Source organism: Bradyrhizobium sp. CCBAU 45394, from assembly GCF_028128655.1.
Lineage (GTDB): Bacteria > Pseudomonadota > Alphaproteobacteria > Rhizobiales > Xanthobacteraceae > Bradyrhizobium > Bradyrhizobium diazoefficiens.
Map to the genome: position 1 here is coordinate 623,916 of NZ_LBIX01000177.1, position 25,001 is coordinate 648,916.

Consider the following 25,001-nt stretch of genomic DNA (forward strand, 5'->3'; position numbering starts at 1 on the left):
CCAATGCCCCGTTTCGCCGCCAATCTCTCGATGATGTTCACCGAGGTGCCGTTCCTCGATCGCTTCGAGGCCGCCGCCCAGGCCGGCTTCACGGCCGTCGAGTTTCTCTTTCCTTATGAGCATCCGGCCGAGGCGGTCGGCGAGCGGCTCAAGCGCAACGGTCTGACCCAGGCGCTGTTCAACCTGCCGCCCGGCGACTGGAATGCAGGCGAGAAGGGTTTTGCTGCGCTCCCGGCGCGCTTCGCCGATCTCAAGGCGAGCCTCGAGACCGCGCTGCCTTACGCCAAGGCCACCGGCGTCAAGCGCCTGCACCTGATGGCCGGCCTTGCCAACCGCGGCGAGCGCGTCGCGATCGAGGCGTTCTACAAGTCGGTGGCGTGGGCGGCGGAGTTCTTCGCGCCGCATGGCATCGACATCGTGCTCGAGCCGATCAATGCCCGCAACGTGCCCGGCTATTTCCTCAACGATTTCGGCTTCGCGCGCGACCTGATCCAGGAGTTGCGGCTTCCGAACCTCAAGCTCCAGTTCGACATCTATCACTGCCAGATCATCCATGGCGACGTCACCATGCGCTTGCGCGAGATGATGCCGATCATCGGCCACATCCAGATCGCCAGCATTCCCTCGCGCAACGAGCCCGACGGCGAGGAGCTGAACTATCCCTTCCTGTTCGAAGAGCTCGACCGGCTCGGCTATGCCGGCTTCGTCGGCTGCGAATACAATCCGCGCGGCAAGACCACCGACGGCCTCGCCTGGTTCAAGCCCTATGCGGGAGTGAAGCCGTGACTCTTGCACTGGGTTGCATCGCCGACGACTATACCGGCGCCTCCGATCTTGCCAACACGCTGACGCGTGCGGGCCTGCGCACCGTGCAGACCATCGGCATTCCTGCCGACGATCTGGCGCTGCCCGAGGTCGACGCTGTCGTGGTGTCCTTGAAGAGCCGCTCGATCGAAGCAGGTCTTGCTGTATCGCGCTCGCGCGCGGCGGAGACATGGTTGCGGGGCCGCGGCGCGAGCCATGTGCTGTTCAAGATCTGCTCGACCTTCGATTCCACCGACGCCGGCAATATCGGCCCGGTGATGGACGCGTTGCGCGACGATTGCGGCGAGGGCATCGTTCTGGTGACGCCGGCCTTCCCGGAGACCGGCCGCACCGTCTACCAGGGCAACCTGTTTGTCGGCGCCGTGCCGCTGAACGAGAGCCCGCTCAAGGACCATCCGCTCAATCCGATGCACGATTCCAGCCTGGTGAGGGTGCTGGCGCGCCAGAGCCGGACGCAAATCGGCCTCGTCGATCTCGCCGCCGTCACGCGCGGCGCAGATGCCGTGCGGGCACGGCTGGCCGAACTCGCGGGCAAGGGCATTGGCGCTGCGATCATCGACGCCGTCTTCGATCGCGATCTCGAAACAATCGGCCTCGTCGCAGCCGAACATCGGCTGTCGGTCGGCGCCTCCGGCATCGGCCTTGGACTGGCGCGCGCGCTGGTGTCGACCGGCAAGGTCAGGTCGAATGCGGCAGGCGGCGAATCCGAAGCTGCCGTTGGCGGGCCGGCGGCGTGTCTTGCCGGCAGCTGCTCGCAGGCCACGCTCAAGCAGATCGCCAGCGCCGAACAGGTCATGCCGGTGTTTCATCTCGATCCGGACCGTATTCTTACGGGGGCGGACGAAGCTCAGCGTGCGCTGGACTGGGCAAGGCCGCGGCTGGCGGAGGGGCCCGTGCTGATCGCATCGAGCTCGACACCGGATCAGGTTGCCGCGCTTCAGGCACGTCACGGCCGTGACGCAGCCGGACATGCGATCGAGCAGGCCATGGCCGACATCGCCGAAAACCTTGTGAAATCAGGCGTGCGGCGATTGGTCGTTGCCGGCGGCGAGACGTCCGGCGCCGTGGTCGACCGGTTGAGGATTCCCGGATTTCTCGTGGGGGTGGAGATCGCTGCAGGCGTTCCGGTGCTGCGCGCGGTCGGCGCCGGGGGCGAGATGCTGCTTGCGCTGAAGTCAGGAAATTTCGGTGGCCCGGAGTTCTTCTCCGATGCGCTTAGGCTCATGCGCTGAGCGCAGAGCGTTCTTAGCTGCCTGTTCATCTCTTTCAGGCTCCGTACTCGCACGGAGTCGTAGTTAACATCTGCTCAGTCGCTCTGTTGTCTGATGTCGGCGTCGCTCCCTTTGGTTGATTCTTTAGACCTCCCGGACGCGCGCCCGCGCCAGCATAAAGAGACCTGACTATGTTCGCCAAGATCTCCATCCGCGCCAAGATCATCAGTGTCGTGGCGTTCCTGCTGGTCGCGATGACCGGCATGGGCCTGCTCGCCGTCGTGAAGATGCGCGCGATGAACGCGAACACCACCGACATCACCACGAGCTGGATGCCCAGCGTGAGGGTGCTGGGCGAGCTCCGGGCCAGCGTCATCACCTATCGCAGTGTGGTCCGCGAGCACATGCTGGCCGAGACCCTGGAAGAAAAGCTCGCGATGGAAAAGATCGCGGTCACCACTAGCGAGACACTGGCCAAGGCCCGCCAGAGCTACGAGCCCATGATCACCTCGCCGGAGGAGCGGGCGCTCTACACCGAATGGTCCAAGCTGTGGGACGACTACAAGAAGAGCGCCGACGAGGTCTTTGCGCTGTCGCGCAAGGAGGTCGGCAAAGTCCCGCACGAGGCGCATGAGCTGAACGTCAAGACCGCCAACAAGATCGGCATCCAGTCCGACGAGGTTCTGCGCAAGGATATCGACCTCAACACCCGGGGTGGCGACCAGGCCGCGCGCGACGCCGCCGACAGCTATTCCTTCGCCTTCCTGCTGGTCGCGATCATCCTGGGCGCGGCCGTCCTGACAGGCATCGGCGTCAGCGTCTATCTCGTCCACGACGTCTCCAGCGGCATCAACTCGATCGTCGAGCCGATGCAGGCGCTGGGCAAGGGCGACCTCTCCGCCGAAGTCCCGCATCGCGGCGAGAAGACCGAGATCGGCGCCATGGCCGACGTGCTCCAGGTCTTCAAGGAGGCGTTGATCGCCAAGAAGGCCGCCGACGAAGCCGCCGCGGCCGACGCCGAAGCCAAGATCGAGCGCGGCCGCCGCGTCGACAACATCACCCGCGAATTCGAGACGATGATCGGCGAGATCGTCCAGACCGTGTCATCGGCCTCGACCCAGCTCGAAGCTTCCGCCTCGACGCTGACCTCGACCGCCGACCGCTCCCAGCGGCTCGCGACCACGGTTGCCGGAGCTTCGGAGGAAGCCTCGACCAACGTGCAGTCGGTGGCTTCGGCGACGGAGGAGATGGCGTCGTCCGTGGGCGAGATCAGCCGTCAGGTGCAGGAATCGGCGCGGATGGCGGGCGACGCCGTCGGTCAGGCCCGCGCCACCACCGAGCGCGTCAGCGAGCTCTCCAAGGCGGCGTCCCGCATCGGCGACGTCGTCGAGCTGATCAACACCATCGCCGGCCAGACCAACCTCCTGGCGCTGAACGCCACCATCGAGGCGGCGCGCGCGGGCGAAGCCGGCCGCGGCTTCGCGGTGGTGGCTTCCGAAGTGAAGGCACTCGCCGAGCAGACCGCGAAGGCGACCGGCGAGATCGGCCAGCAGATTTCCGGCATCCAGGCGGCGACCAACGATTCGGTCGGAGCGATCAAGGAGATCTCCTCGACGATCGAGCGTCTCTCGGAGATCTCGTCGGCGATCGCTGCGGCCGTCGAAGAGCAGGGTGCAGCGACCCAGGAGATCGCCCGCAATGTGCAGCAGGCGGCGCAGGGCACCCAGCAGGTCTCCTCCAACATCTCCGACGTGCAGCGCGGTGCGACCGAGACCGGCACCGCCTCCTCGCAGGTGCTGTCGGCGGCGCAGATGCTGTCGAACGACTCGAGCCGACTCAAGACCGAGGTCAGCAAGTTCCTGACCAGCGTTCGCGCTGCGTAAGGGCCGTCAGAGCAGGTATCGGACTACGCAAGAGCGGCGCCGTCGGCGCCGCTCTTTGATTTTGGCGCATGGCTTGGCGCCTGCTGACTTATTTTTCACGTGGGTCGTACGGTTCCAATTCTTTACGGGTTCCCAACCCTGCGAACCTTAACTCGTCGCAGTGTTTTGGAGACTCAATCGTGAAGTTGTTTTCATTTTCCGCCATTCGCTCCATCCAGTTGAAGATCGCCCTGATCGCCGGCCTCTGCCTGGCAGTGACGTGCATCGTGCTGATCGGCTACGGCCTCTTCTCCACGCAGAGCATGAACCAGTACGTGACCCACGAGGTCATGCAGCTGGTCGACCGTCAGACCAAGGAGAGCCTCATGAACCGGGCCTCCACCGAAGCCAACGCCATCAAGGCTGAGCTGGAGGTCGGGTTTGATGCGGCGCGCACCACCGCACATGCCTTCGCGATCCTCGCCGACGAGAAGACCGGCACTCCGATCGCGGCGCGGCGGACCCAGTTCAACGCGCTTCTGCGTCACGTGCTCGAGCTCAACCCTGCCTTCAACGGCACCTACTCGGCCTGGGAACCCGGCGCGCTGGATGGTGACGATGCGTCGTTCAAGGGACGCAAGGAGGCGGGATCGGACAATACCGGCCGCTTTCTGCCCTATTGGACGCGCAACGCCAGCGGCGCCATCGCCGTTCAGCCGCTCGTCGAGTACGACAGCAGCGAGCGGCATCCCAACGGCCTCGTGAAGGGCGCCTGGTACATCAACCCGAACACCACGGGTAAGGAAAACATCCTGGGTCCGTTGCCATACATCGTTCAGGGCAAGGCCGTCTTCCTCGCGACCATGTCGGTGCCGGTCATGATCGACGGCAAATTCCGCGGTGTCGCCGGCGCCGACTACAATCTCGACTTCGTGCAGAAGCTGGCCGTCAAGATCAACGGCTCGCTGTTCGAGGGCAAGGGCAAGGTCGCGATCCTCAACGACACCGGGCTGATCGTCGCCAACAGCGCCAATCAGGACGTGATCGGCAAGAACGCCTCCGAGGCCGACGCTCGCTGGAGTGAAAGCCTCGCCATCGTCAAGGCCGGCAAGGGCACGGTGCAGGACGATCCGAAGTTCGCCAACATCGACATCTATGCGCCGATCCGCTTCGGGCTCACCGAGAACGCCTGGTCGATCGTGATCTCGATCCCCCGCGACGTGGTGCTTGCGTCTGCAAGGCAACTCGACGCCTCGCTCAGTGCCCGTGCGACCTCGAACACGTTCTGGCAGCTCGGCGTTGGCCTGGTCATCGTGCTGGCGGCGATCTTCCTGATCTCGTTCGCCGCACGCAAGATCGCGCGGCCGATCCAGGATTGTGCCAATTTCGCCGATGGCATCGCCAAGGGCGATTTCAATCAGCAGCTCGGGATCGAGCAGGCCGACGAGGTCGGTAGGCTGGCGACGTCGCTCAGGTCGATGCAGGGCGACATCAAGCGCAGCATCGAGCAGCGTGCCCAGGACCAGGCGGCTGCCGACCGCGAGCGCCGGCGCGCGATGAACGAGCTGGCCGACAGCTTCGAAGCGTCGGTCGGCGGCATCGTGGAGACGGTGTCGGCCGCGTCCGGTGCGCTGGAATCCTCGGCCGGAACGCTCAGCTCGACCGCCGAACGGGCGCAACAGCTTACCAAGGTCGTCGCTGCGGCGTCAGACCAGGCATCGGGCAACGTGCAGTCGGTGGCCTCGGCAACGGAGGAGATGGCCTCTTCGGTCGGCGAGATCAGCCGTCAAGTGCAGGAATCGGCGCGGATGGCGAGCGACGCCGTCGGCCAAGCCCGAGCCACCACCGAGCGCGTCAGCGAGCTCTCCAGGGCGGCCGCCCGCATCGGCGACGTCGTCGAGCTGATCAACACCATCGCCGGCCAGACCAACCTGCTCGCGCTGAACGCCACTATCGAGGCGGCACGCGCCGGCGAGGCCGGCCGCGGCTTCGCCGTGGTGGCCTCCGAGGTGAAGGCGCTCGCCGAGCAGACCGCGAAGGCGACCGGCGAGATCGGCCAGCAGATCTCCGGCATCCAGCTTGCGACCAACGACTCGGTCGGCGCGATCAAGGAAATCTCCTCGACCATCGAGCGTCTGTCGGAGATCTCGTCGGCGATCGCCGCCGCGGTGGAAGAGCAGGGCGCGGCCACGCAGGAGATCGCCCGCAACGTGCAGCAGGCGGCGCAAGGAACCCAGCAGGTCTCTTCCAACATCACCGACGTGCAGCATGGCGCGACCGAGACCGGCACGGCCTCTTCGCAGGTGCTGTCGGCGGCGCAAATGCTGTCGAACGACTCGGGCCGGCTCAAGAACGAGGTCAGCAAGTTCCTGACCAACGTCCGCGCCGCGTAGACCCTCGCACAACCCGTCGATCGAGCGAGGAGCGGCGCCAAAAACGTCGCTCCTTTCATTCTTCCGGTAGCATGATGTCGCTTTTAGGTGGCGTTACGAGGGGTACCCGTAGTCTTGCGGACAGATCGTTTCATCGATGGTTAAAGCGGATTTTCAAGAATTGGGCGAGGGCGGTCTCGCGCTGCGGCAGTCCTGATTGGAATGATTTCAGACTGAATTCGGTCTTTGGGGGCTTCGATGCGCAAGAATTTTCCTGTCACTGATGTCGAATATCCGGTCAGTGACGAGACACTGATCGTCTCCCGGACCGACCTCAAGGGCAAGCTCACCTACTTCAACGAGGATTTCCTCGCCGCCGCCGGCTTCACGTCGGCCGAGCTGATGGGCCAGCCGCACAACATCGTCCGTCATCCCGACATGCCGCCGGAGGCGTTCGACAATCTCTGGGACACGCTGAAGGCCGGCAAGCCGTGGCTCGGCGCGGTGAAGAACCGCCGCAAGAACGGCGACTTCTACTGGGTGCTGGCGACGGCCTCGCCGATCCGCGAGAACGGCCATGTCACCGGCTATACCTCGATCCGCACCAGGCTGCCGGCCGACCAGCGCAAGCTCGCCGAAGAGGTCTATGCCGCGATCCGCGAGAAGAAGCCGCATGGTTATCGCGTCGATGCCGGCATCATCCGCCGCCGCTCGCTGCTCGATCGCTTCAGCGTCTTCACCGGGACGCTGAAGGCGCGCCTGGTCACGACGATGACGCTCCAGGCGCTGTTCATGCTGGCGCTCGGCATCGGCGGCGCGCTCTCCACCGGCGGTTCGACCAGCCTGGATCTGACGCTGCTGGCCTTGGTCGGCATCGCCATCGTCGGCTTCGCCGGCCTTGCGACCATGCGCGCGATCCAGGGCCCGATGCGGCACCTCAACGACACCATGCTCAACCTCGTGCAGGACAAGCTCGACAACCGCATCGTCATCGAACGCGATGACGAGATCGGCGAGGCGCTGCGCAACCTCCAGACCGTGCAGACCATCATCCGCTTCAGCCGCGACGAGGTCCAGGCGGTGCAGCGCCGCGCCGAGGAGCAGCGCAAGGCCGGCATGACCAAACTTGCCGACGGCTTCGAGGCCGCGATCGGCGAGATCGTCGAGACCGTGTCGTCAGCTGCGACCGAGCTCGAGGCGTCGGCCTCGACGCTGTCCTCGACGGCGCGCCGGGCGCAGGAACTGGCGACGGTGGTCGCAGCCGGCTCGGAAGAAGCTTCCACCAACGTCCATTCGGTGGCATCGGCCGCCGAGGAGATGTCGTCGTCGGTCCACGAGATCGGTCGCCAGGTGCAGGATTCCACCCGGATTGCGAGCGAGGCCGTCAGCCAGGCGCACGCCACCACCGAACGCGTCAGCGAGTTGTCGCGGGCGGCCTCTCGGATCGGCGACGTTGTCGAGCTCATCAATGCCATCGCGGGCCAGACCAATCTCCTGGCGTTGAACGCCACGATCGAAGCGGCACGTGCCGGCGAGGCCGGCCGCGGCTTTGCGGTTGTGGCTTCCGAGGTCAAGGCGCTCGCCGAACAGACGGCGAAGGCGACCGGCGAGATTGGCCAGCAGGTCGGCGGCATCCAGGCGGCGACGCAGGAATCGGTCGGCGCCATCAGCGAAATCTCCGGCACCATCGCGCGCCTTTCCGAAATATCCTCGGCGATCGCCGCAGCCGTGGAGCAGCAGCGCGCGGCGACCCAGGAGATCGCCCGCAATGTGCAGCAGGCGGCCAACGGCACCCAGCAGGTGTCTTCCAATGTCGGCGACGTCCAGCGCGGCGCATCCGAAACCGGATCGGCGTCTTCGCAGGTGCTGTCGGCGGCGCAGATGCTGTCCCGCGACTCCAACCGCCTCAAGCTCGAGGTCGGCAAGTTCCTGAACTCCGTCCGCGCAGCGTGACGTGTGCGGCCGCATAGCTGCGATGCCGATTTCGCAGTGCGGTAGCAGGGAAGTGAATGCAGGAAAGCTGCCGGTGATTAGCGTTTCCGGCGGTGCTCAGGTAAAGGGGAAACAGGATCCCCGTGGGGGCGGATTCCGTATCCCTGCCTGACCTGGAATTGCCTGGCGCATGATTGCTCTGGTCCGTATTGCCCTGAGCCGACCCTATACGTTTGTCGTGCTCGCGCTCCTGCTCCTGATCATCGGACCGCTGGCAGCCCTGCGGACGCCGACCGACATCTTCCCCGACATCCGCATTCCCGTGATCGGCGTGGTCTGGCAGTACACCGGCCTGCCGCCCGACCAGATGTCCGGCCGCATCACGACGCCGTTCCAGCGTGCGCTGACGACGACGGTCAACGACATCGAGCATATCGTCGCCAACTCCTATAACGGCTTTGGCATCATCAAGATCTTCTTTCAGCCGAACGTCGACATCCGCACTGCCAACGCACAGGTCACAGCGATCTCGCAGACGTTGCTCAAGCAGATGCCGCCGGGCGCGACGCCGCCCTTGATCCTGAACTACTCCGCCTCGACCGTGCCAATCATCCAGGTGGCTTTGTCGGGCGACGGCCTGACCGAGCAGAACCTCGCCGATATCGGCATTAACAATCTGCGCACCCCGCTGGTCACCGTGCCTGGTGCGGCGATTCCGTATCCGTTCGGCGGCAAGCAGCGCCAGGTCCAGATCGATCTCGACCCGACCGCGCTCCAGGCCCGCGGCCTGTCGGGCCAGGACGTCGCCAATGCGCTGGCTGCGCAGAACCTGATCACGCCTGTAGGCACCCAGAAGATCGGCACCTTCGAATACAACATCCAGCTCAACAACTCGCCGCTGAAAATCGACGAGCTCGGCAACCTCCCAATCAAGACCGTCAACGGCGCGATGGTCTATGTGCGCGATGTCGCGACCGTGCGTGACGGCAATCCGCCGCAGACCAACATCGTTCATGTCGACGGCAACCGCTCGGTGCTGATGATGGTGCTGAAGGCGGGCGCGACCTCGACGCTCGATATCATCGCCGGCATCAAGCAGAAGGTGATCGAGGTCAAGGACCAGCTCCCGGACGCGCTGAAGATCGGCTTCATCGGCGACCAGTCGGTGTTCGTTCGCGGCGCGATCGAAGGTGTCGCCTTCGAGGGCGTGATCGCGGCGCTGCTGACCAGCGTCATGATCCTGCTGTTCCTCGGCAGCTGGCGCTCGACCATCATCATCGCGGTCTCGATCCCGCTGTCGGTGCTGGGCGCCATCATCATGCTCTCGGCGATCGGCGAGACGCTGAACATCATGACGCTCGGCGGTCTCGCGCTCGCCGTCGGCATCCTCGTCGACGACGCCACCGTGACGATCGAGAACATCAACTACCATCTGGAGCAGGGCAAGCCGGTCGAGCAGTCGATCCTCGACGGCGCCAACCAGATCGTCACGCCGGCCTTCGTCTCGCTGCTCTGCATCTGCATCGTGTTCGTGCCGATGTTCTTCCTCACCGGTGTCGCGCGCTTCCTGTTCGTGCCGATGGCCGAAGCGGTGATGTTCGCGATGATCTGGTCGTTCATCCTGTCGCGCACGCTGGTGCCGACCATGGCGAACTATCTGCTGCATGCGCATGTCCACCACGAGGGCGAGCCGCCGACATCGCGCAATCCGCTGGTCTGGTTCCAGCGCGGGTTCGAGAAGCGTTTCGAGCGCATTCGCGGCGGCTACCATGATTTCCTTGGGCTGGCGCTGGCGCATCGCGCGGTGTTCGTGATCGGCTTCCTCTGCGTGGTCGGCGCGTCCTTTGCGCTGGTGCCGTTCCTCGGGCGCAACTTCTTCCCCGCGGTCGATGCCGGCAACATCCTGATGCATGTCCGCACCCAGGTTGGCACCCGCGTCGAGGAGACCGCGAACCGGCTCGCCGACGTGCAGAAGGCCGTGCGCAAGCTGATCCCGGGTGAGATCGAGACCATGACCGACAACATCGGCATGCCGATCTCCGGCATCAACATGACCTACAACAACACGGGCGTGATCGGCCCGCAGGACGGCGACATCCAGATCAAGCTGAGGGAAGGCCACAAGCCGACCGAAGAGCATGTGCGCGTGCTGCGCGAGCGGCTGCCGCGGCTGTTCCCCGGCGTCAGCTTCGCGTTCCTGCCGGCCGATATCGTCAGCCAGATCCTGAACTTCGGTGCGCCGGCGCCGATCGACCTTCAGATCCGCGGCGCCAATATCAGCGCCAACTTCGCTTACGCCAACAATCTGCTGGCCAAGGTCCGCAAGATTCCCGGCGTTGCCGATGCGCGCATCCAGCAATCGCCGAACAACCCGACCTTCAATATCGATGTCGACCGTACCCGTGCGCAATATGTCGGCCTGACCGAGCGCGACGTCACCAACAGTCTCGTGGTCAATCTTGCCGGTTCCTCGCAGGTGGCGCCGACCTACTACCTCAATCCGGATAACGGCGTGTCCTATTCGATCGTGATGCAGACGCCGCAATACCAGATCGACTCGCTCGGCGCGCTACAGACGCTGCCGATCACCGCCACCGGCAACGCGCAGTCGCCGATCCTCGGCGGCATCGCCGACATCAAGCGCTCGACGTCGAGCGCGGTGGTGTCGCAATACGACATCCAGTCGATGGTGCAGATCTTCGCTACGACCTCGGGCCGCGATCTCGGCGCGGTTGCCGCCGACATCCGCCAGGTGATCGCCGACACCGCGAAGGAGGTGCCGAAGGGATCTTCCGTCGTGCTGCTCGGCCAGGTGCAGACCATGAACAGCGCCTTCACCGGCCTGCTGTTCGGCCTGCTCGGCGCCGTCGTACTGATCTACTTCCTGATCGTCGTGAATTTCCAGTCCTGGTCCGACCCGTTCGTGATCATCACGGCGCTGCCGGCCGCGCTCGCCGGCATCGTGTGGATGCTGTTCATGACCGAGACCACGCTGTCGGTCCCGGCGCTCACCGGCGCCATCATGTGCATGGGGGTTGCCACCGCCAACAGCGTGCTCGTGATCTCCTTTGCGCGCGAGCGCTACGCGGAGCTCGGCGATCCCGTTGCGGCTGCGCTCGAAGCCGGCTTCGTCCGGTTCCGCCCGGTGTTGATGACCGCGCTTGCCATGATCATCGGCATGGCGCCGATGGCTCTGGGCCTCGGCGAGGGCGGTGAGCAGAATGCGCCGCTCGGCCGCGCCGTGATCGGCGGCCTGATCTTTGCAACCTTCGCCACGCTGATGTTTGTTCCCGTGGTGTTCAGCATGGTACACAAGAAACAAGGCGCCGAAGCCGCCGCCCCCTTGGAGACTCCGCATGTCGCCCACTGAATCCCGCTCCCCGGTGTCGCACCGGAAACTGGGCATCTTCGGCGTGGTGGCGCTGATTGCGGCAGGCCTTGTCGTCGGCACCGGCATCCGCGCGCGCGAGGAGCAGGGCACCAAGTTGAAGGAATGGACCGATGATCAGGCCGTTCCCAGCGTCGCGGTGACGCAGCCCAACGCCAAGGCGCTCAACGCCAGCCTCGATCTGCCGGGCCGGTTGGAAGCCTACTACCGTGCCCCGATCTTCGCGCGCGTGTCGGGTTACCTGAAGAGCTGGAGCGCCGACATGGGGGCCCGCGTCAAGGCAGGGCAGGTGATTGCCGAGATCGAGGCGCCCGACCTCGATCAGCAGCTCCTGCAGGCCCGCGCCGACCTCGCCAGCCAGCAGGCCAGCGCAAGGCTGTCGGAAGCGACGTTGAACCGGCGCAAGACGCTGGTCGCCTCCAACTTCGTCTCCGCGCAGGAGATCGACGAGCGCACCGCCGATCTCTCCAACAAGAACGCCGCGGTGCATTCGGGACAGGCCAATGTCGAGCGGCTGGAAGCGCTGGCCGGCTACAAGAAGATCACCGTTCCGTTCGACGGCGTGGTCACGGCGCGCGATACCGACGTCGGTGCGCTGATCAATGCCGGTGGCGGCTCGGGCCCGGCGATGTTCGTGGTCTCGGACATCACCAAGCTGCGCGTCTATGTCAACGTGCCCCAGAATTACGTGCCGGCCATCAAGATCGGCGCGAAGGCCACCATCGCGCTGCCGGAGTATCCGAACCGGACCTTCCAGGCGACGGTGGAAGCGTCTTCGCAGGCCGTCGACGTTGCCTCCGGCACCACGCGCATGCAGCTTGGCCTGGACAATTCCTCGGGCGAACTAATGCCCGGCGGCTATGCCAGCGTGAAGTTGAGCCTCCAGCGCGACTCCGCGCCGCTCAGCATTCCCGCCAGCGCGCTGATCTTCAACGGCAGCGGCTTGCGTGTGGCGACCGTCGGTGCGGACGACAGGGTGCTGTTCAAGACCGTGACCATCGCCCGCGATCTCGGCCGCGAGATCGAGCTGGCCTCAGGCATCACGCCGGACGACCGCGTCATCACCGCTCCGCCGGACGGCCTGTCCGACGGCGATCAGGTCCGCGTCGTCGGCGCCGGCGCCAAGGGCAAGCCGGCCACCGCGTCGGAAAAGCAGGCGCCGAAGAGCTAGCTTTTCTTCACCTCGCCCCGCTTGCGGGGAGAGGTCGAATTGCGAAGCAATTCGGGTGAGGGGGACTCTCCGCGAGTCCAACTCTCACGGTGTTTGCGGACGCAGCCCCTCACCCCGACCCTCTCCCCGTAAGAACGAGGAGAGGGAGATCAGGATACCCGCCACTCCGGTACGCCATCGCCGGCCATCGCGATCTCGCCAAGCGAGCCGACCGGCGTGCGATCCATGTTGAGGAGATGCGCCAGCGTCGCGGTATCACCCGCCGGAATCCGTGCCAGCGTGCGGCGGTCATCTTCCGTGCGCAGCATCACCACACCGTGCTCGACATCCCCGCCGCGGCCGTAGAGCACCGTAAAGCTCTCGACCTTGCCCTTGCCCGAGGCTTCCGCGACGAAATTCGGCACCGCGCGCTTGTTGCGGTCGGCCTCTTCTTGCACGCTCGTCTCCTGCGCCAGCGCCGCGCGCGGCGGCGCCTTCGAAACCACCAGCGCATGATGCTTGGTGACGAAGCCGCCCTGGCCGTAGAGCAGGCCGAGCCTGGCGCCATCGCGCAGGCGCCGCACCATCGCGCAGGCCGCATGCGTCATGTAGGTGTTGAGCGGCGCGCCGAAGAAGGTGAGGCCGCCGGTCACGGTCGGCTGCACGTCGGCGGAAAGGCCCAGCGTCCGCCGCGCCATCTTGGGCACGCAGGGGAAGCAGCTATAGAGCTCGATCGCTTCGAATGCCGTGCCGTCGCCGCCGGCGAGGTCCACCGCGGCTTTCAGCACCGCATTCTGCGGATGGCTCTCGTAGAACTGGTCGCGCAGGAGATAGTCGCGCGGCTCCTCCGCCGAGGCGCCGCCGAGCGGATAGACCAGTCTGTCCTCGGCGATACCCGCCGCGCGCGCCCTGGCAAGGCTGGTGAGCAGCAGCGCGCCACCCATGTTGACGCTGGGGTTGGCGACCATGAGCTTGTTGTAAGGCCAGGCGATGAGACGGTTGTCCGCGGTCGGCGTCGTGATCTCGTCCGGCGCATAGCGTCGCTTCAGCCAGGCGTTTGGATTTTGTGCGGCGGCCTCGGAATAGCGCGACCACAGTGTGCCCGATTCCGCCATCGCCTCGCGCGGCGTCTGGCCCCAATGAGCGGAGGAGGCCGCCTCATAGAACGGATAGACCGTGACGGGCCGGAACACGCCGAGCTTCACGGCCAGCGGCTTCTGGAACGCTGCGCCGCGCTTGGGCTCCTCGACATCATGCGCGAACGGCGTCCATGGCAGCTTCGCGCCTGCGCGCTCGGCCTTGGTCGCGGTCGACTGCGCCTCCGCACCGCAGACCGCGGCAACGCTGCATTCGCCGCGCGCGATGCGCTTTGCGGCCTCGTGGATGTAGCGGATCGGGCTCTCGCCGCCGACCGGGCCGTAATAGCAATGCGAAGGCGTGATCCCGAGTCGCTGCGCCAGCAGCTTTTCCGGGTCGCGGTAGCGCCAGCTCAGGAAGTTGACGACGTCGAGCGACTGCACCTCGCCGAGCAGCTTTGCCCCGGCATCCGCTTCGGCGCGCCGCAGCGCCTGTTCGAGCAGATCGAACGGCTCGAGGCCCTCGGTGATCTCCTTGGGGCGGTCGACGATCTCGCCGATGCCGACGATGACGGGGATGCGGTCTTCGGGGATGTTGGTATTGTCGGTCATGGCCTCAATTCACGATATCAGTTGCTTCGTCATTGCGAGCGAAGCGAAGCAATCCAGAATCTTTCCGCGGCGGCAGTCTGGATTGTTTCGCTACGCTCGCAATGACGATGTGGGTGCTACTCCGCCACCAGCTCATTCATGTGCTCGACGGCCTCGGCAAACTCTTCCTTGAACTCCTGCACCACCGCGCCCGCCGACTTCACGCTGTCGATCAGGCCGACGCCCTGGCCGACGAAGTAGCTGACGAGATCGCGCGCCCTGGCGTTGCCAGCCGCCGCCGCGCGGTCGATCGAATTGAAGGCGTCGCGGCTGATGATGCTTTGCAGCGGCATCGGCAGCGCACCGGGGCTCTCCGGCGCGCGGTCCCAGGCATCGGTCCACACCGAGCGGAGCTGCCGGGCGGGCTTTCCGGTACGTCCCTTCGAGCGCACCGCGTCACGCGAGGACGCGGCGATCATCTTTTCGCGGAAGATTTCCGTCGTCTCGGCTTCCACGGTCGCGAGCCACACCGAGCCGGTCCAGGCGCCGGCCGCGCCCATCGCCATGCAGGCCGCCATCTGCCGTCCCGTCATGATGCCGCCGGCCGCCAGCACCGGCACGTCGCGGATCTTCTTGATTGCCTTGATCACCTCCGGCACCAGCACCATGGTCGACACCTCGCCGCAATGGCCGCCGGCCTCGGTGCCCTGGACCACGAGGATATCGACGCCGGCCGCGACCTGGCGCAGCGCGTGCTCCTTGGCGCCGACGAGAGCTGCGACCGGCACGCCGTGCTTCTTGCCCATCTCGATCATCGCTTTCGGCGGCACGCCGAGTGCGTTCGCGATCAGCCTGATCGGATGATTGAACGAGACCTCGAGCAGTTGAAGCGCCGTCTTTCCGTCGAACGGCTGCGGCTGGTTGTCGGCCATTTCAGTGGTCGTCAGCTCGATGTCGTACTTCTTCAGGAGGTCGCGCGTGTAGTTGCGATGCTCTTGCGGCACGCGCGCTTCCAGGCTCTTCCAGGTGACGTCCTTCTCGCCCGCCGTCGAGATGTTCTCGGGGATCAGCACGTCGATGCCGTAGGGCTTGCCGTCGACGTGGTCGTCGATCCATTTCAGCTCGCGTTCGAGCGTATCAGGCGTGTGCACGGTGGCACCTAGCACGCCGAAGCCGCCGGCGCGGCTGACGGCGGCGACGACGTCGCGGCAATGGCTGAAGGCGAGCAGCGGGAACTCGATGCCCAGCATGTCGCAGATCGGCGATTTCATGGCTCTCTCCCGGCGGCCGTCGCGTTGCTGTTATTGCTTTGCGTTCTTGTTGTCCTTGGCGAAGGCCGTGCGACGCTAACCCATCGTCGCCGGCGATGCCAAGCCGGATTTCGCCGCGCATCTTGCGTATAGGCGCCACGCCACGCGAGGAGCCATTCCGTCGCGCAAAATAAGCGGAGCGGCGGCCGTGAATGAGCCTCTTGCGCTTTGGCCGACGTGAGAGAATGCTGGCGAACAACAACAGACAACAACGAGGGAGCGCCAACCGATGTCGCCAGCGCAATCGAGTCCGGCCGAGGCCAGTGAAGCCTATGACGTGGTCATCGTCGGCGCCGGCTTTGCCGGCATGTACATGTTGCATCGGCTGCGCAGGCTTGGCTTCTCGGCGCGAGTCTACGAGCAGGGCGGCGGGGTCGGCGGCACCTGGTACTGGAATCGTTATCCGGGCGCGCGCTGCGATGTCGAGAGCATGCAATATTCCTACTCGTTCTCGGAGGAGCTCCAGCAGGAATGGGACTGGACCGAACGCTACGCGCCGCAGGCAGAGATCCTGAAATACGCCAACCATGTCGCGGATCGTTTCGATCTGCGCCGCGACATCCAGTTCGACACGCGCGTCGAGCGCGCTGTCTTCGATGAACAGACTAATGGCTGGTCGGTGACGATTTCCGGCGGAAAGACGGTCGAAGCGAAGTTCGTCGTGCTCGCCACCGGCTGCCTGTCGAACGCGCGCAAGCCCGACATCAAGGGTCTCGAAAACTTCAAAGGTCCCGTCTACCACACCGGCAACTGGCCGCACGAGCCCGTGGACTTCACGGGCCTGCGCGTTGGCCTCATCGGCACCGGTTCATCCGGCATCCAGTCGGCGCCCATCATTGCCGAGCAGGCAAAGCATCTCACCGTCTTCCAGCGCACCGCGAATTTCTCGATTCCCGCCCGCAACGCCACGCTGACCGATGAGGAACGCGATGCGTTCCGCAACAACTATTCGGAGATCCGTCGCTTCGCCCGCGAGGTCGCGCGCAACGGCATCTATGCCGAGCAGCCCGATCGCGGCGCTCTCGACGACAGCGAGGATGACAGGCACGCCAGATACGGGGCGCGTTGGGATCGCGGCGGGCTCACCTTCATGTACGCCTACAACAATCTCGGCCTGGATCTGGCCGCGAATGACACCGCCGCCGACTACGTGCGCGGCAAGATCACCGAGATCGTCAAGGACGCCAGCACTGCGAAATTGCTCCAGCCGAACAGCCATCCGATCGGCACCAAGCGCATCTGCATCGATACGGATTACTTCGCGACCTTCAACCGGCCGAATGTCTCATTGGTCGACATCAAGACCAATCCGATCGAGGAGATCACCGCGAACGCTGTCCGTGTCGCGGGGGCAGATCACGAGGTCGATGCGCTGGTGATGGCGACCGGCTTCGACGCCATGACCGGATCGGTCGCCCGGATCGGCATTCGCGGTCGCGGCGGGCGGACGCTGAACCAGAAATGGGCCGAGGGCCCCAAGACCTATCTCGGCCTGATGAGCGCAGGCTTTCCCAATCTCTTCATCATCACCGGGCCCGGCAGCCCGTCGGTGCTATCGAACATGATCGTGTCGATCGAGCAGCATGTCGACTGGATCGCCGACTGCCTCCTCCACATGCGCAAGCAAGGCCTCGCCACGATGGAGGCGGACGGAGGGGCGGAGGACAAGTGGGTCGCGCACGTCAACGAAGTTGCCCATGGCACGCTCTATCCGCAGGCCAATTCCTGGTACATGGGCGCCAACATCCCAGGCAAGCCGCGCATCTTCATGCCCTATATCGGCGGCGTCGGGGTCTACCGGCGGATCTGCGACGAGGTCGCGGGGAAGGGGTATGAGGGGTTCGTGATGACACGGGCGGAGCAGCCGCGCAGGGTGGTGACGGGTTAGGCCGGATGCATGACACCGGCGTGAGGCCCGCGCCGGACGCAGAGCCGGCAGGGCTTGTCATCGGCCGCTCGCGGGCTAATTAATGCAGGCGCATCTTTCCGCCGGAGCCCCGCATGACTGACGTCCCCGCCTACGTGCCGCCCAAAGTCTGGACCTGGAACAAGGAGAATGGCGGGCAGTTCGCCAGCATCAACCGCCCGATCGCCGGCCCCACCCACGACAAGGAGCTGCCGGTCGGCCGCCATCCGCTCCAGCTCTATTCGCTGGCGACCCCGAACGGGGTGAAGGTCACGGTGATGCTGGAGGAGCTTCTGGCGCTCGGCCACAAGGGGGCCGAATACGACGCCTGGCTGATCAGGATCGGCAACGGCGACCAGTTCGGCAGCGGCTTCGTCGACATCAATCCGAACTCGAAAATCCCGGCGCTGATGGACCGCTCCGGCCCTGAGCCCGTCAGGGTGTTCGAGTCCGGCTCGATCCTGTTCTATCTCGCCGAGAAGTTCGGCGCCTTCCTGCCGAAGGACATCAAGACCCGCACCGAAGCGATGTCCTGGCTGTTCTGGCAGATGGGCAGCGCGCCGTACCTCGGCGGCGGCTTCGGCCATTTCTACGCCTACGCGCCGACCAAGATCGAATACGCCATCGACCGTTTTGCGATGGAAACCAAGCGCCAGCTCGACGTGCTCGACCGGCGCCTCGCCGACAACGAATATCTCGCGGGCAGCGAGTACACCATCGCCGACATCGCGGTGTGGCCCTGGTATGGCGCGCTCGCCAAGGGGCTGGTGTACGGCGCCGGCGAATTCCTCTCGGTGCAGGACTACAAGAACGTGCAGCGCTGGACCGACGAGATCGCCAAGCGTCCGGCCGTGAAGCGCGGCCGCATGGTCAACCGCGTCTCCGGCGACCCCGCCAGCCAGCTCCACGAGCGCCACGACGCATCCGATTTCGAAACCAAGACGCAGGACAAGCTCGCGCCGGCGACGTAGGTGTCGCTGTCTTCGCCTCTCCCCGCGTGCGGGGAGCTTCGTAGGGTGGGCAAAGCGGAGCGTGCCCACCACGTCATGCGAAGAGCCGAGATGGTGGGCACGGCGCGCGAAGAGCGCGCCTTTGCCCACCCTACGGGACTCTCCCCGCAAGTACGGAGAGAGGGACGGATAGAGTTCAGGCCATGCTCAGCTCGTGCCGGCCGACGACCATCCAGTGCACCTCGTCCGGACCGTCGGCAAAGCGCAGGTGGCGCACGTCCTGGTACATCTCGGCGAGCGGGGTCCAGTGCGAGATGCCGGTGGCGCCGTGCATCTGGATGGCCTGGTCGATGATCTTGCAGGCGCGCTCTGGCACCATGGCCTTCACCATGGAGACCCAGACGCGGGCTTCCTTGTTGCCGAGCACGTCCATGGCCTTCGCCGCCTTCAACACCATCAGCCGCATCGCCTCGATCTCGCAGCGCGCCTGCGCGATGATCTGCATGTTGCCGCCGAGATGGGCGATCTTCTTGCCGAAGGCTTCGCGGGTCAGGCCGCGCTGCACCATCAGATCGAGCGCCTTCTCGGCCTTGCCGATGGTGCGCATGCAGTGATGGATGCGCCCCGGGCCGAGGCGGAGCTGCGAGATCTCGAAGCCGCGGCCTTCGCCGAGCAGCATGTTCTCCTTCGGCACGCGCACATTGTTGAAGCGCATGTGCATGTGGCCGCGCGGGGCGTGGTCCTGGCCGAACACGTACATGGGTCCGAGCACCTCGACGCCGGGCGTGTCGCGCGGCACCAGGATCTGCGACTGCTGCTTGCTCGGCGCCGCATCCGGATTGGTCTTCACCATCACGATGAGGATCTTGCAGCGGGGATCCCCTAGGCCGGAGATGTAATACTTCTCGCCGTTGATGACCCATTCGTCGCCGACGAGCTTGGCCGTCGTCGAGATGTTCTTGGCGTCGGAGGAGGCGACGTTCGGCTCGGTCATGACATAGGCCGAGCGGATCTCGCCGTTGAGCAGCGGCTTCAGCCACTTCTCCTTCTGCTCCTTGGTGCCGACGCGCTCCAGCACCTCCATGTTGCCGGTGTCGGGCGCCGAGCAGTTCATCGTCTCGGAGGCCAGCGGGCTCTTGCCGAGCTCGGAGGCGATATAGGCATAGTCGAGATTCTTCAGGCCCTGGCCGGTCTCGTCATCGGGCAGGAAGAAGTTCCAGAGGCCCTCCTTCTTGGCCTTGTTCTTGGCGACCTCGAGCACTTCGAGCTGCTTCGGCGTAAAACTCCAGCGGTCTTCCTTGCTCTCGCCAGCCTTGGCGAACTCGATCGACATCGGCTCGACGGTGTCGCGGATGAACTTCCTGACGTGATCGTAGAGCGGGCGAACCTGATCCGACATGCGGAGGTCGTTGAGCTCGTCGCCCGGATTGAGCGTGTAGTTGGTGGTGCGGGGAATGTAGGTGTGTTTTTTCATTGTTCCTCCCGGGGGCGCTGAGTTCGTGCTGAACGCGAGAATAGTCGCAGCGCGGCCAAAGTGCGAGCGCGCATTTTTCACGCGAGCCATGCCACGCGATGGAATATCGCGAGGGCGTTTGAAATGTTGTTTGAATGGAGTGAGGTGGCAGGCGCGGGCCGCACTCACGGTTGTCATCGCCCGGCTTGACCGGGCGATCCAGTACTCCGTGACGTCAGCGACTCACGGAGAAGCCGCGGCGTACTGGATTCCCCGCCTTCGCGGGGAATGACAGCGTCCTGGGGCAATCAGTTCGGCATCCGGTGCATCGCGCAGATCTTGTTGCCGTCGAGATCGCGCAAGTAGGCGAGATAAAGCTTGTTCCCCGCGCCCTCGCGGATGCCGGGCGGATTCTCGATCGGCGTTCCGCCGGCGGCGACGCCGGCCGCGTGCCACCTGTCGACCTGCTCAGGCGAGTTGGCGGCAAAGCCGATGGTGCCGCCGTTCGCGCAGGTCGCGGGCTCGCCGTTGATCGGCTTCGTCACCGAGAACACGCCGGTCTTGGTGATGTAGAAGATGCGATGGCCGTCGACCCGTGCAGGCCGCACCTCGAGCGTGCTGAGCAGCTGGTCGTAGAAGGCCTTCGCCTTGTCGAGGTCGTTGGTGCCGATCATGATGTGTGAAAACATTCGCCCTGTCCCCTCTGCGCTCACAAAACGAGAAGCCGTAGGGTGGGCAAAGCGCAGCGTGCCCACGGCCTTCGAAAGTATTTCTGGTGGGCACGGCGCAAGAGCGCCTTTGCCCACCTACGAGATGTCAAAACGCGGTATAGCCGCCGTCGATCACGAACGTATCGGCCGTATGATACGACGACGCCCTGCTCATCAGATACACCGCGATGCCGCCGAAATCGCTGGCCTCGCCGAAGCGACGCTGCGGAATGCGCGGCATCACATTGGCGACGAACTTGTCGTTGGCCATGAGGCCGGCGGTCATGTCGCTCTTGATCCAGCCGGGCAGGATCGCATTCGCAGTGACGCCGTGGCGTGCCAGCTCGACGCCGAGCGCGCGCACCAGCGCGTTGATGGCAGCCTTGGTCGCGGCATAGTGCTCGTTGCGCGCGGTGCCGAAGATCGAGGCGAGGCTCGAGGTCGCGACCAGCCGGCCGAAGGGATCGCCGGCATTGGCGCGGTCGGTCATGTGTCTGGCGGCCGCCTGGAACGCGTGGAACACGCCGTCGAGATTGGTCGAAAACATCGTGCGCCATTCCTCTTCGGTGCGCTCGATGAAGGAGCGCCGGCCGCCGCCGCCGATGCCGGCATTGGCGAAGCAGCCGTCGACCCGGCCGAAGGTGTCGAGCGTGGCCTTCATCGCGGCATTGACCGAGGCCGGATCGGTGACGTCGCAGACGCGGGTATCCACCTTGCCGGCAAGTCCCGCCAGGCTCGCGGCAGCGCTTCTGTTCTTGCCAGGATTGCGGCCCCAGATCGAAACGTTGCAGCCCTGGCCGGCCAGTGCCTGCGCGATGCCGAGCCCGATGCCGCCATTGCCGCCGGTGATCACGGCGACACGGCCGGAGAGGTCGAAAAGGTTCATGGCGCGTTTCCCGTTTTTGGCAAGACTTTCTGGCATGACGCGCACCAGCCGCTGCGCGCAAGATTGCTTGCTATGCTCCGATCACCATGGACAAGACCGCGCCAAAAATCAAATATGCGCCCCGGCAAAAGTAATTCCGGTCTGCGAAACTGACGCAGGCCGCAACTGACGAGGAAACCATGCAGTTCAAACACGTCACGCTCGATTTCGATGGTTCGGTCGCGATCCTCAAGCTCGACCATCAGGAGGTGATGAACGCGGTCTCCGTGGACATGCTGGGTGGCCTTGCCGAGGCGCTCGATGCGATCGAAGAGAAGAAAGACGAGGTGCGCTGCGTCGTGTTGACCGGCGCGGGGCGGGCGTTCTGCACTGGCGCTAATCTTCAGGGCCGCAACAACCAGTCGAAGAAGACCAAGGCCGGCCTGACGCTGGAGACCGGCTTTCACCCGTTCCTGCGCCGCATCCGCAATCTGCACTGCCCGATCGTCACCGCGGTCAATGGGCCGGCGGCGGGTGCCGGCATGAGCTTCGCGCTGCTTGGCGACATGATCCTGTGTGCGCGCTCGTCCTACTTCCTGCAGGCGTTCCGCCGCATCGGCCTCGTGCCGGATTGCGGGTCGACCTGGCTGCTGCCGCGGCTCATTGGTCGGGCCCGCTCGATCGAGCTGTCGCTGATGGGCGAGCGGCTCCCGGCCGAGAAGGCGCTGGAATGGGGCCTCGTCAATCGCGTCTACGATGACGGCGTGCTGATGGAGGAGGCGATGAAGCTGGCGCGCGAGCTTGCCAGCGGCCCGACGGTGGCGTTGTCGCTGATCCGCAAGCTCTATTGGGACAGCCCGGAAAATTCCTTCGAGGATCAGCTCAACCTCGAATTCCAGTGCCAGCTCCGCGCCGGCGACACCCAGGATTTTCGCGAGGGCGTCGGCGCGTTCCTGGAGAAGCGCCCCGCGCAGTTCAAGGGCAAATGATCGAAGCGCAACTCTCCCGCAGCGTCACGCGCTGGTGCGAGGGGGCGACCGGCGTCACCGGCGCGGCCAAGCTGTCCGGCGGTGCCAGCCAGGAAACCTGGCGCTTCGACATCGCGCATCCCGACGGGCCGATCGGTGCGATCCTGCGCCGCTCGCCGAAGGGTTATGGCGCGGCTCCGACGCGCGCGGCGGGGCTCGGCGCTGAAGCGCAATTGATGCAGCTCGCCTATGAAGCCGGCGTGCCGTCGCCGCGCGTGATGCATGTCTTGACGGCCGAGGACGATCTCGGCACCGGCTTCATTATGCAGCGGGTCGAGGGCGAGACCATCGCGCGCAAGATTCTTCGCGATGAAGAGTATGCGGCCGCGCGGCCGCTTCTCGCGCGGCAAATCGGCGGCGTTCTCGCGGGCCTGCACAGGCTGCCTTTGGACAAGCTGCCGGAGCTGCGCAGTCGCGGCGCGACCCAGGAGATCGGCGAATTCGAGCGCGACTATCGCAGCCTGAACTGGCCCAAGCCCGTGTTCGAGCTGGCGCTGCGCTGGCTGCGCGACCACGATCCCGGCCCCTCGGCCGAGGAGACGCTGGTGCATGGCGATTTCCGCAACGGCAATCTCATCATCGGCCCCGACGGCGTCCGCGCCGTGCTCGACTGGGAGCTCGCCCATCTCGGCGATCCCATGGAGGATCTTGGCTGGGTCTGCGTTAACTCTTGGCGGTTCGGCGAGATCGACAAGCCCGTCGGCGGTTTTGGCACTCGCGAGGAATTGTTCGCGGGTTACGAAGCGGCAGGCCGAAAAGTCGATCCCGCGCGCGTAAAATTCTGGGAAGTGATGGGCACGCTGCGCTGGGGCATCATGTGCGGCGGCATGATGCAGCGGTTCCGCGAGGGACCGGACCATTCCATGGAGCGCGCCATGATCGGGCGTCGCGCCTCCGAGACCGAGATCGATCTGTTGCGGCTCTTGGCGCCGCGCGGGAGTTGACACATGCAGGACGAACCGACACCGGTCGAGCTGACCAAGTCAGTCGCCGATTTCCTCCGCAGCGACATCGCACCGCTGATCTCCGGCCACCAGGCGTTCAAGCTGCGCGTCGCCATCAACATCCTCGATCTCGTCACGCGGCAGCTGACGCAGGAGGAGGGGAGCGATGCGAAAGAGGTGGAGCGGCTGCGTGCACTGCTCGGCATTGACGGCTCGGTGACGGACCTCAACCGCGTGCTGGCCGAGCGTATCGCCAGGGGCGAGGTGGATATCGCAACGCCGGGCCTCGCCGAGCATCTGTGGGCGACCACGATGGACAAGCTTGCGGTGGATCAGCCGAATTATGCGTCGTACAAGCGCGAGCTGGGGCGTGGCGGGTAGGCGGCGCTACATTCTCCGTCATTGCGAGGAGCCCTTGCGACGAAGCAATCCAGAGTGTCCCCGCGGAGGCAGTCTGGATTGCTTCGCTGCGCTCGCAATGACGGCGTTGATGCAGTGGTGCGCCACACTCTCCTCGTCATTCCGGGGCGTCGCGAAGCGACGAGCCCGGAATCCATTTATCCGCGGTCGCCGTGGCCCGATGGATTCCGCGCTCGCGCCTGACGGCGCGCCCCGGAATGACAGGAGGGATTACTTCCCCACCCATTTCGGCGGCCGCTTCTCCGAAAACGCCTTCGGGCCCTCGATGTAGTCCTGCGAGGCCACCATCGCCTTCACCGCCGGATATTCGCGCTGCTCCTCGATCGCCTGCTCCAGCGAGACGCCAAGCCCCTTCTGGATCGCCTGCTTTGAAGCCCGGATCGACATCGGTGAGTTCTTGGTGATCATCTCCGCCCAGCGTAGCGCCGCCGTCAGCGCCTCGCCCTGCGGCACCACCTCGTTGACGAAGCCGAGCTCGTGACCCTCCTTGGCGCTGACATGGCGCGCGGTGAGGATCATGCCCATGGCGCGCTTCAGGCCGATCTGGCGCGGCAGCCGGTGCAGGCCGCCGGCGAGGGCGGCAAGGCCCACGCGCGGCTCGGGCAAGGCGAAGGTCGCGTTCTCCGCGGCGATGATCAGGTCGCAGGCCAGCGCGATCTCGAAGCCACCGCCCATCGCAACGCCGTTGACGGCGGCAATGATCGGCTTGTCGCAGTCGAAGCGGGAGGTGAGGCCGGCAAAACCGCCCTTGTCCCAGCCGCGTTTGCCGCCGGCCGCCTGCCACTTCAGGTCGTTGCCGGCGCAGAACGCCTTGTCGCCGGCGCCCGTGACGATCGCGACCCATTGCTCGGCATCGGCCGAGAAATCGTCGAACACCTTCTGGAGCTCGAAATGCGCGTCGGTATGCAGCGCATTGTAGACCTCGGGCCGCGACAGCGTGACGATCGTGATCGGTCCCTTGCGTTCCACCTTGGAAAATTTCAGCTCCATCGCTCGCTCCCGCTTTTT

The 25,001-nt window shown here is 65.2% G+C and carries 18 protein-coding genes; 12 read left to right on the top strand and 6 right to left on the bottom strand.

The genetic code is table 11. The features are described from left to right. Window positions 1-3: 3 nt before the first annotated feature. From otnI to WN73_RS43725, 7 genes are all read left to right on the top strand, one after another. Window positions 4-786: a 2-oxo-tetronate isomerase gene (gene otnI / locus WN73_RS43695; protein ID WP_028172388.1), complete on the top strand. Its 783-nt coding sequence runs from the start codon at window positions 4-6 to the stop codon at window positions 784-786. Beyond that, the gene (otnK, locus tag WN73_RS43700) at window positions 783-2,057 is read left to right on the top strand and encodes a 3-oxo-tetronate kinase (protein ID WP_028172387.1); all 1,275 of its coding nucleotides are present in this window, start codon (window positions 783-785) and stop codon (window positions 2,055-2,057) included. The genes otnI and otnK overlap by 4 nt, the downstream gene beginning before the upstream one ends. Before the next feature lie 170 nt (window positions 2,058-2,227). Then, window positions 2,228-3,919 carry a methyl-accepting chemotaxis protein gene (locus WN73_RS43705; RefSeq protein ID WP_028172386.1) on the top strand — a complete coding sequence of 564 codons (1,692 nt, stop codon included), beginning with the start codon at window positions 2,228-2,230 and terminating at the stop codon, window positions 3,917-3,919. A gap of 179 nt (window positions 3,920-4,098) precedes the next feature. After that, window positions 4,099-6,291 carry a methyl-accepting chemotaxis protein gene (locus WN73_RS43710; protein ID WP_039184072.1) on the top strand — a complete coding sequence of 731 codons (2,193 nt, stop codon included), beginning with the start codon at window positions 4,099-4,101 and terminating at the stop codon, window positions 6,289-6,291. Window positions 6,292-6,528: 237 nt separating this feature from the next. Then, window positions 6,529-8,223 carry a methyl-accepting chemotaxis protein gene (locus WN73_RS43715; protein WP_271558409.1) on the top strand — a complete coding sequence of 565 codons (1,695 nt, stop codon included), beginning with the start codon at window positions 6,529-6,531 and terminating at the stop codon, window positions 8,221-8,223. Window positions 8,224-8,392: 169 nt separating this feature from the next. After that, entirely contained in the window at window positions 8,393-11,572 is a 3,180-nt protein-coding gene (locus tag WN73_RS43720; protein ID WP_271558410.1) for an efflux RND transporter permease subunit, read from the top strand. Continuing rightward, entirely contained in the window at window positions 11,559-12,761 is a 1,203-nt protein-coding gene (locus WN73_RS43725) for an efflux RND transporter periplasmic adaptor subunit (RefSeq protein ID WP_271558411.1), read from the top strand. The genes WN73_RS43720 and WN73_RS43725 overlap by 14 nt, the downstream gene beginning before the upstream one ends. Before the next feature lie 149 nt (window positions 12,762-12,910). Here the strand turns inward: WN73_RS43725 and WN73_RS43730 are convergent, their stop codons facing one another. Together WN73_RS43730 and WN73_RS43735 are read right to left on the bottom strand one after the other, a co-directional pair. Beyond that, complete coding sequence (locus tag WN73_RS43730; protein WP_092192920.1) at window positions 12,911-14,428, bottom strand: acetyl-CoA acetyltransferase; 1,518 nt, start codon at window positions 14,426-14,428, stop codon at window positions 12,911-12,913. 116 nt (window positions 14,429-14,544) lie between these two features. Beyond that, entirely contained in the window at window positions 14,545-15,678 is a 1,134-nt protein-coding gene (locus tag WN73_RS43735; RefSeq protein WP_011085721.1) for a nitronate monooxygenase, read from the bottom strand. A 268-nt stretch (window positions 15,679-15,946) separates the two neighbouring features. Here WN73_RS43735 and WN73_RS43740 point away from each other — a divergent pair, with 268 nt between their 5' ends. Beyond that, the gene (locus tag WN73_RS43740; RefSeq protein ID WP_271558412.1) at window positions 15,947-17,605 is read left to right on the top strand and encodes a flavin-containing monooxygenase; all 1,659 of its coding nucleotides are present in this window, start codon (window positions 15,947-15,949) and stop codon (window positions 17,603-17,605) included. 113 nt (window positions 17,606-17,718) lie between these two features. Continuing rightward, the gene (gene yghU, locus WN73_RS43745; protein ID WP_011085723.1) at window positions 17,719-18,594 is read left to right on the top strand and encodes a glutathione-dependent disulfide-bond oxidoreductase; all 876 of its coding nucleotides are present in this window, start codon (window positions 17,719-17,721) and stop codon (window positions 18,592-18,594) included. A gap of 175 nt (window positions 18,595-18,769) precedes the next feature. Here the strand turns inward: yghU and WN73_RS43750 are convergent, their stop codons facing one another. The 3 genes from WN73_RS43750 to WN73_RS43760 all read right to left on the bottom strand — a co-directional run bounded on the left by WN73_RS43750 (window position 18,770) and on the right by WN73_RS43760 (window position 21,622). Continuing rightward, a complete protein-coding gene (locus WN73_RS43750; RefSeq protein WP_271558413.1) occupies window positions 18,770-20,047 on the bottom strand; it encodes an acyl-CoA dehydrogenase family protein in 1,278 nt (425 codons plus the stop codon). Between the two features lie 287 nt (window positions 20,048-20,334). Further along, complete coding sequence (locus tag WN73_RS43755; RefSeq protein WP_028172377.1) at window positions 20,335-20,715, bottom strand: VOC family protein; 381 nt, start codon at window positions 20,713-20,715, stop codon at window positions 20,335-20,337. A 127-nt stretch (window positions 20,716-20,842) separates the two neighbouring features. After that, a complete protein-coding gene (locus WN73_RS43760; RefSeq protein WP_271558414.1) occupies window positions 20,843-21,622 on the bottom strand; it encodes an SDR family NAD(P)-dependent oxidoreductase in 780 nt (259 codons plus the stop codon). A 179-nt stretch (window positions 21,623-21,801) separates the two neighbouring features. On the opposite strand from WN73_RS43760, the gene WN73_RS43765 reads away from it, so the two are divergent. The 3 genes from WN73_RS43765 to WN73_RS43775 are packed head-to-tail and all read left to right on the top strand — an operon-like array spanning window position 21,802 to window position 23,954. Next, window positions 21,802-22,590, top strand: a complete 789-nt coding sequence (locus tag WN73_RS43765) for an enoyl-CoA hydratase/isomerase (RefSeq protein WP_011085727.1) — start codon at window positions 21,802-21,804, stop codon at window positions 22,588-22,590. Beyond that, window positions 22,587-23,573, top strand: coding sequence for a phosphotransferase family protein (locus tag WN73_RS43770; RefSeq protein ID WP_271558415.1), 987 nt, complete (start codon window positions 22,587-22,589; stop codon window positions 23,571-23,573). The genes WN73_RS43765 and WN73_RS43770 overlap by 4 nt, the downstream gene beginning before the upstream one ends. 3 nt (window positions 23,574-23,576) lie before the next feature. Next, window positions 23,577-23,954: a DUF6285 domain-containing protein gene (locus tag WN73_RS43775; RefSeq protein WP_011085729.1), complete on the top strand. Its 378-nt coding sequence runs from the start codon at window positions 23,577-23,579 to the stop codon at window positions 23,952-23,954. Between the two features lie 249 nt (window positions 23,955-24,203). On the opposite strand, the gene WN73_RS43780 is transcribed toward WN73_RS43775, so the two are convergent. Then, entirely contained in the window at window positions 24,204-24,983 is a 780-nt protein-coding gene (locus WN73_RS43780) for an enoyl-CoA hydratase-related protein (RefSeq protein ID WP_063921431.1), read from the bottom strand. Window positions 24,984-25,001: the final 18 nt, after the last annotated feature.

What these genes read in the sequence shown, in the direction of transcription:
- WN73_RS43755 (WP_028172377.1), bottom strand. Translation starts at nt 20,715, where the DNA reads ATGTTTTCACACATCATGATCGGCACCAACGACCTCGACAAGGCGAAG.
- otnI (WP_028172388.1), top strand. Translation starts at nt 4, where the DNA reads ATGCCCCGTTTCGCCGCCAATCTCTCGATGATGTTCACCGAGGTGCCG.
- WN73_RS43730 (WP_092192920.1), bottom strand. Translation starts at nt 14,428, where the DNA reads ATGACCGACAATACCAACATCCCCGAAGACCGCATCCCCGTCATCGTC.
- WN73_RS43765 (WP_011085727.1), top strand. Translation starts at nt 21,802, where the DNA reads ATGCAGTTCAAACACGTCACGCTCGATTTCGATGGTTCGGTCGCGATC.
- WN73_RS43780 (WP_063921431.1), bottom strand. Translation starts at nt 24,983, where the DNA reads ATGGAGCTGAAATTTTCCAAGGTGGAACGCAAGGGACCGATCACGATC.
- WN73_RS43770 (WP_271558415.1), top strand. Translation starts at nt 22,587, where the DNA reads ATGATCGAAGCGCAACTCTCCCGCAGCGTCACGCGCTGGTGCGAGGGG.
- WN73_RS43715 (WP_271558409.1), top strand. Translation starts at nt 6,529, where the DNA reads ATGCGCAAGAATTTTCCTGTCACTGATGTCGAATATCCGGTCAGTGAC.
- WN73_RS43720 (WP_271558410.1), top strand. Translation starts at nt 8,393, where the DNA reads ATGATTGCTCTGGTCCGTATTGCCCTGAGCCGACCCTATACGTTTGTC.
- WN73_RS43740 (WP_271558412.1), top strand. Translation starts at nt 15,947, where the DNA reads ATGTCGCCAGCGCAATCGAGTCCGGCCGAGGCCAGTGAAGCCTATGAC.
- WN73_RS43775 (WP_011085729.1), top strand. Translation starts at nt 23,577, where the DNA reads ATGCAGGACGAACCGACACCGGTCGAGCTGACCAAGTCAGTCGCCGAT.
- WN73_RS43725 (WP_271558411.1), top strand. Translation starts at nt 11,559, where the DNA reads ATGTCGCCCACTGAATCCCGCTCCCCGGTGTCGCACCGGAAACTGGGC.
- WN73_RS43760 (WP_271558414.1), bottom strand. Translation starts at nt 21,622, where the DNA reads ATGAACCTTTTCGACCTCTCCGGCCGTGTCGCCGTGATCACCGGCGGC.
- WN73_RS43705 (WP_028172386.1), top strand. Translation starts at nt 2,228, where the DNA reads ATGTTCGCCAAGATCTCCATCCGCGCCAAGATCATCAGTGTCGTGGCG.
- WN73_RS43750 (WP_271558413.1), bottom strand. Translation starts at nt 20,047, where the DNA reads ATGAAAAAACACACCTACATTCCCCGCACCACCAACTACACGCTCAAT.
- WN73_RS43735 (WP_011085721.1), bottom strand. Translation starts at nt 15,678, where the DNA reads ATGAAATCGCCGATCTGCGACATGCTGGGCATCGAGTTCCCGCTGCTC.
- yghU (WP_011085723.1), top strand. Translation starts at nt 17,719, where the DNA reads ATGACTGACGTCCCCGCCTACGTGCCGCCCAAAGTCTGGACCTGGAAC.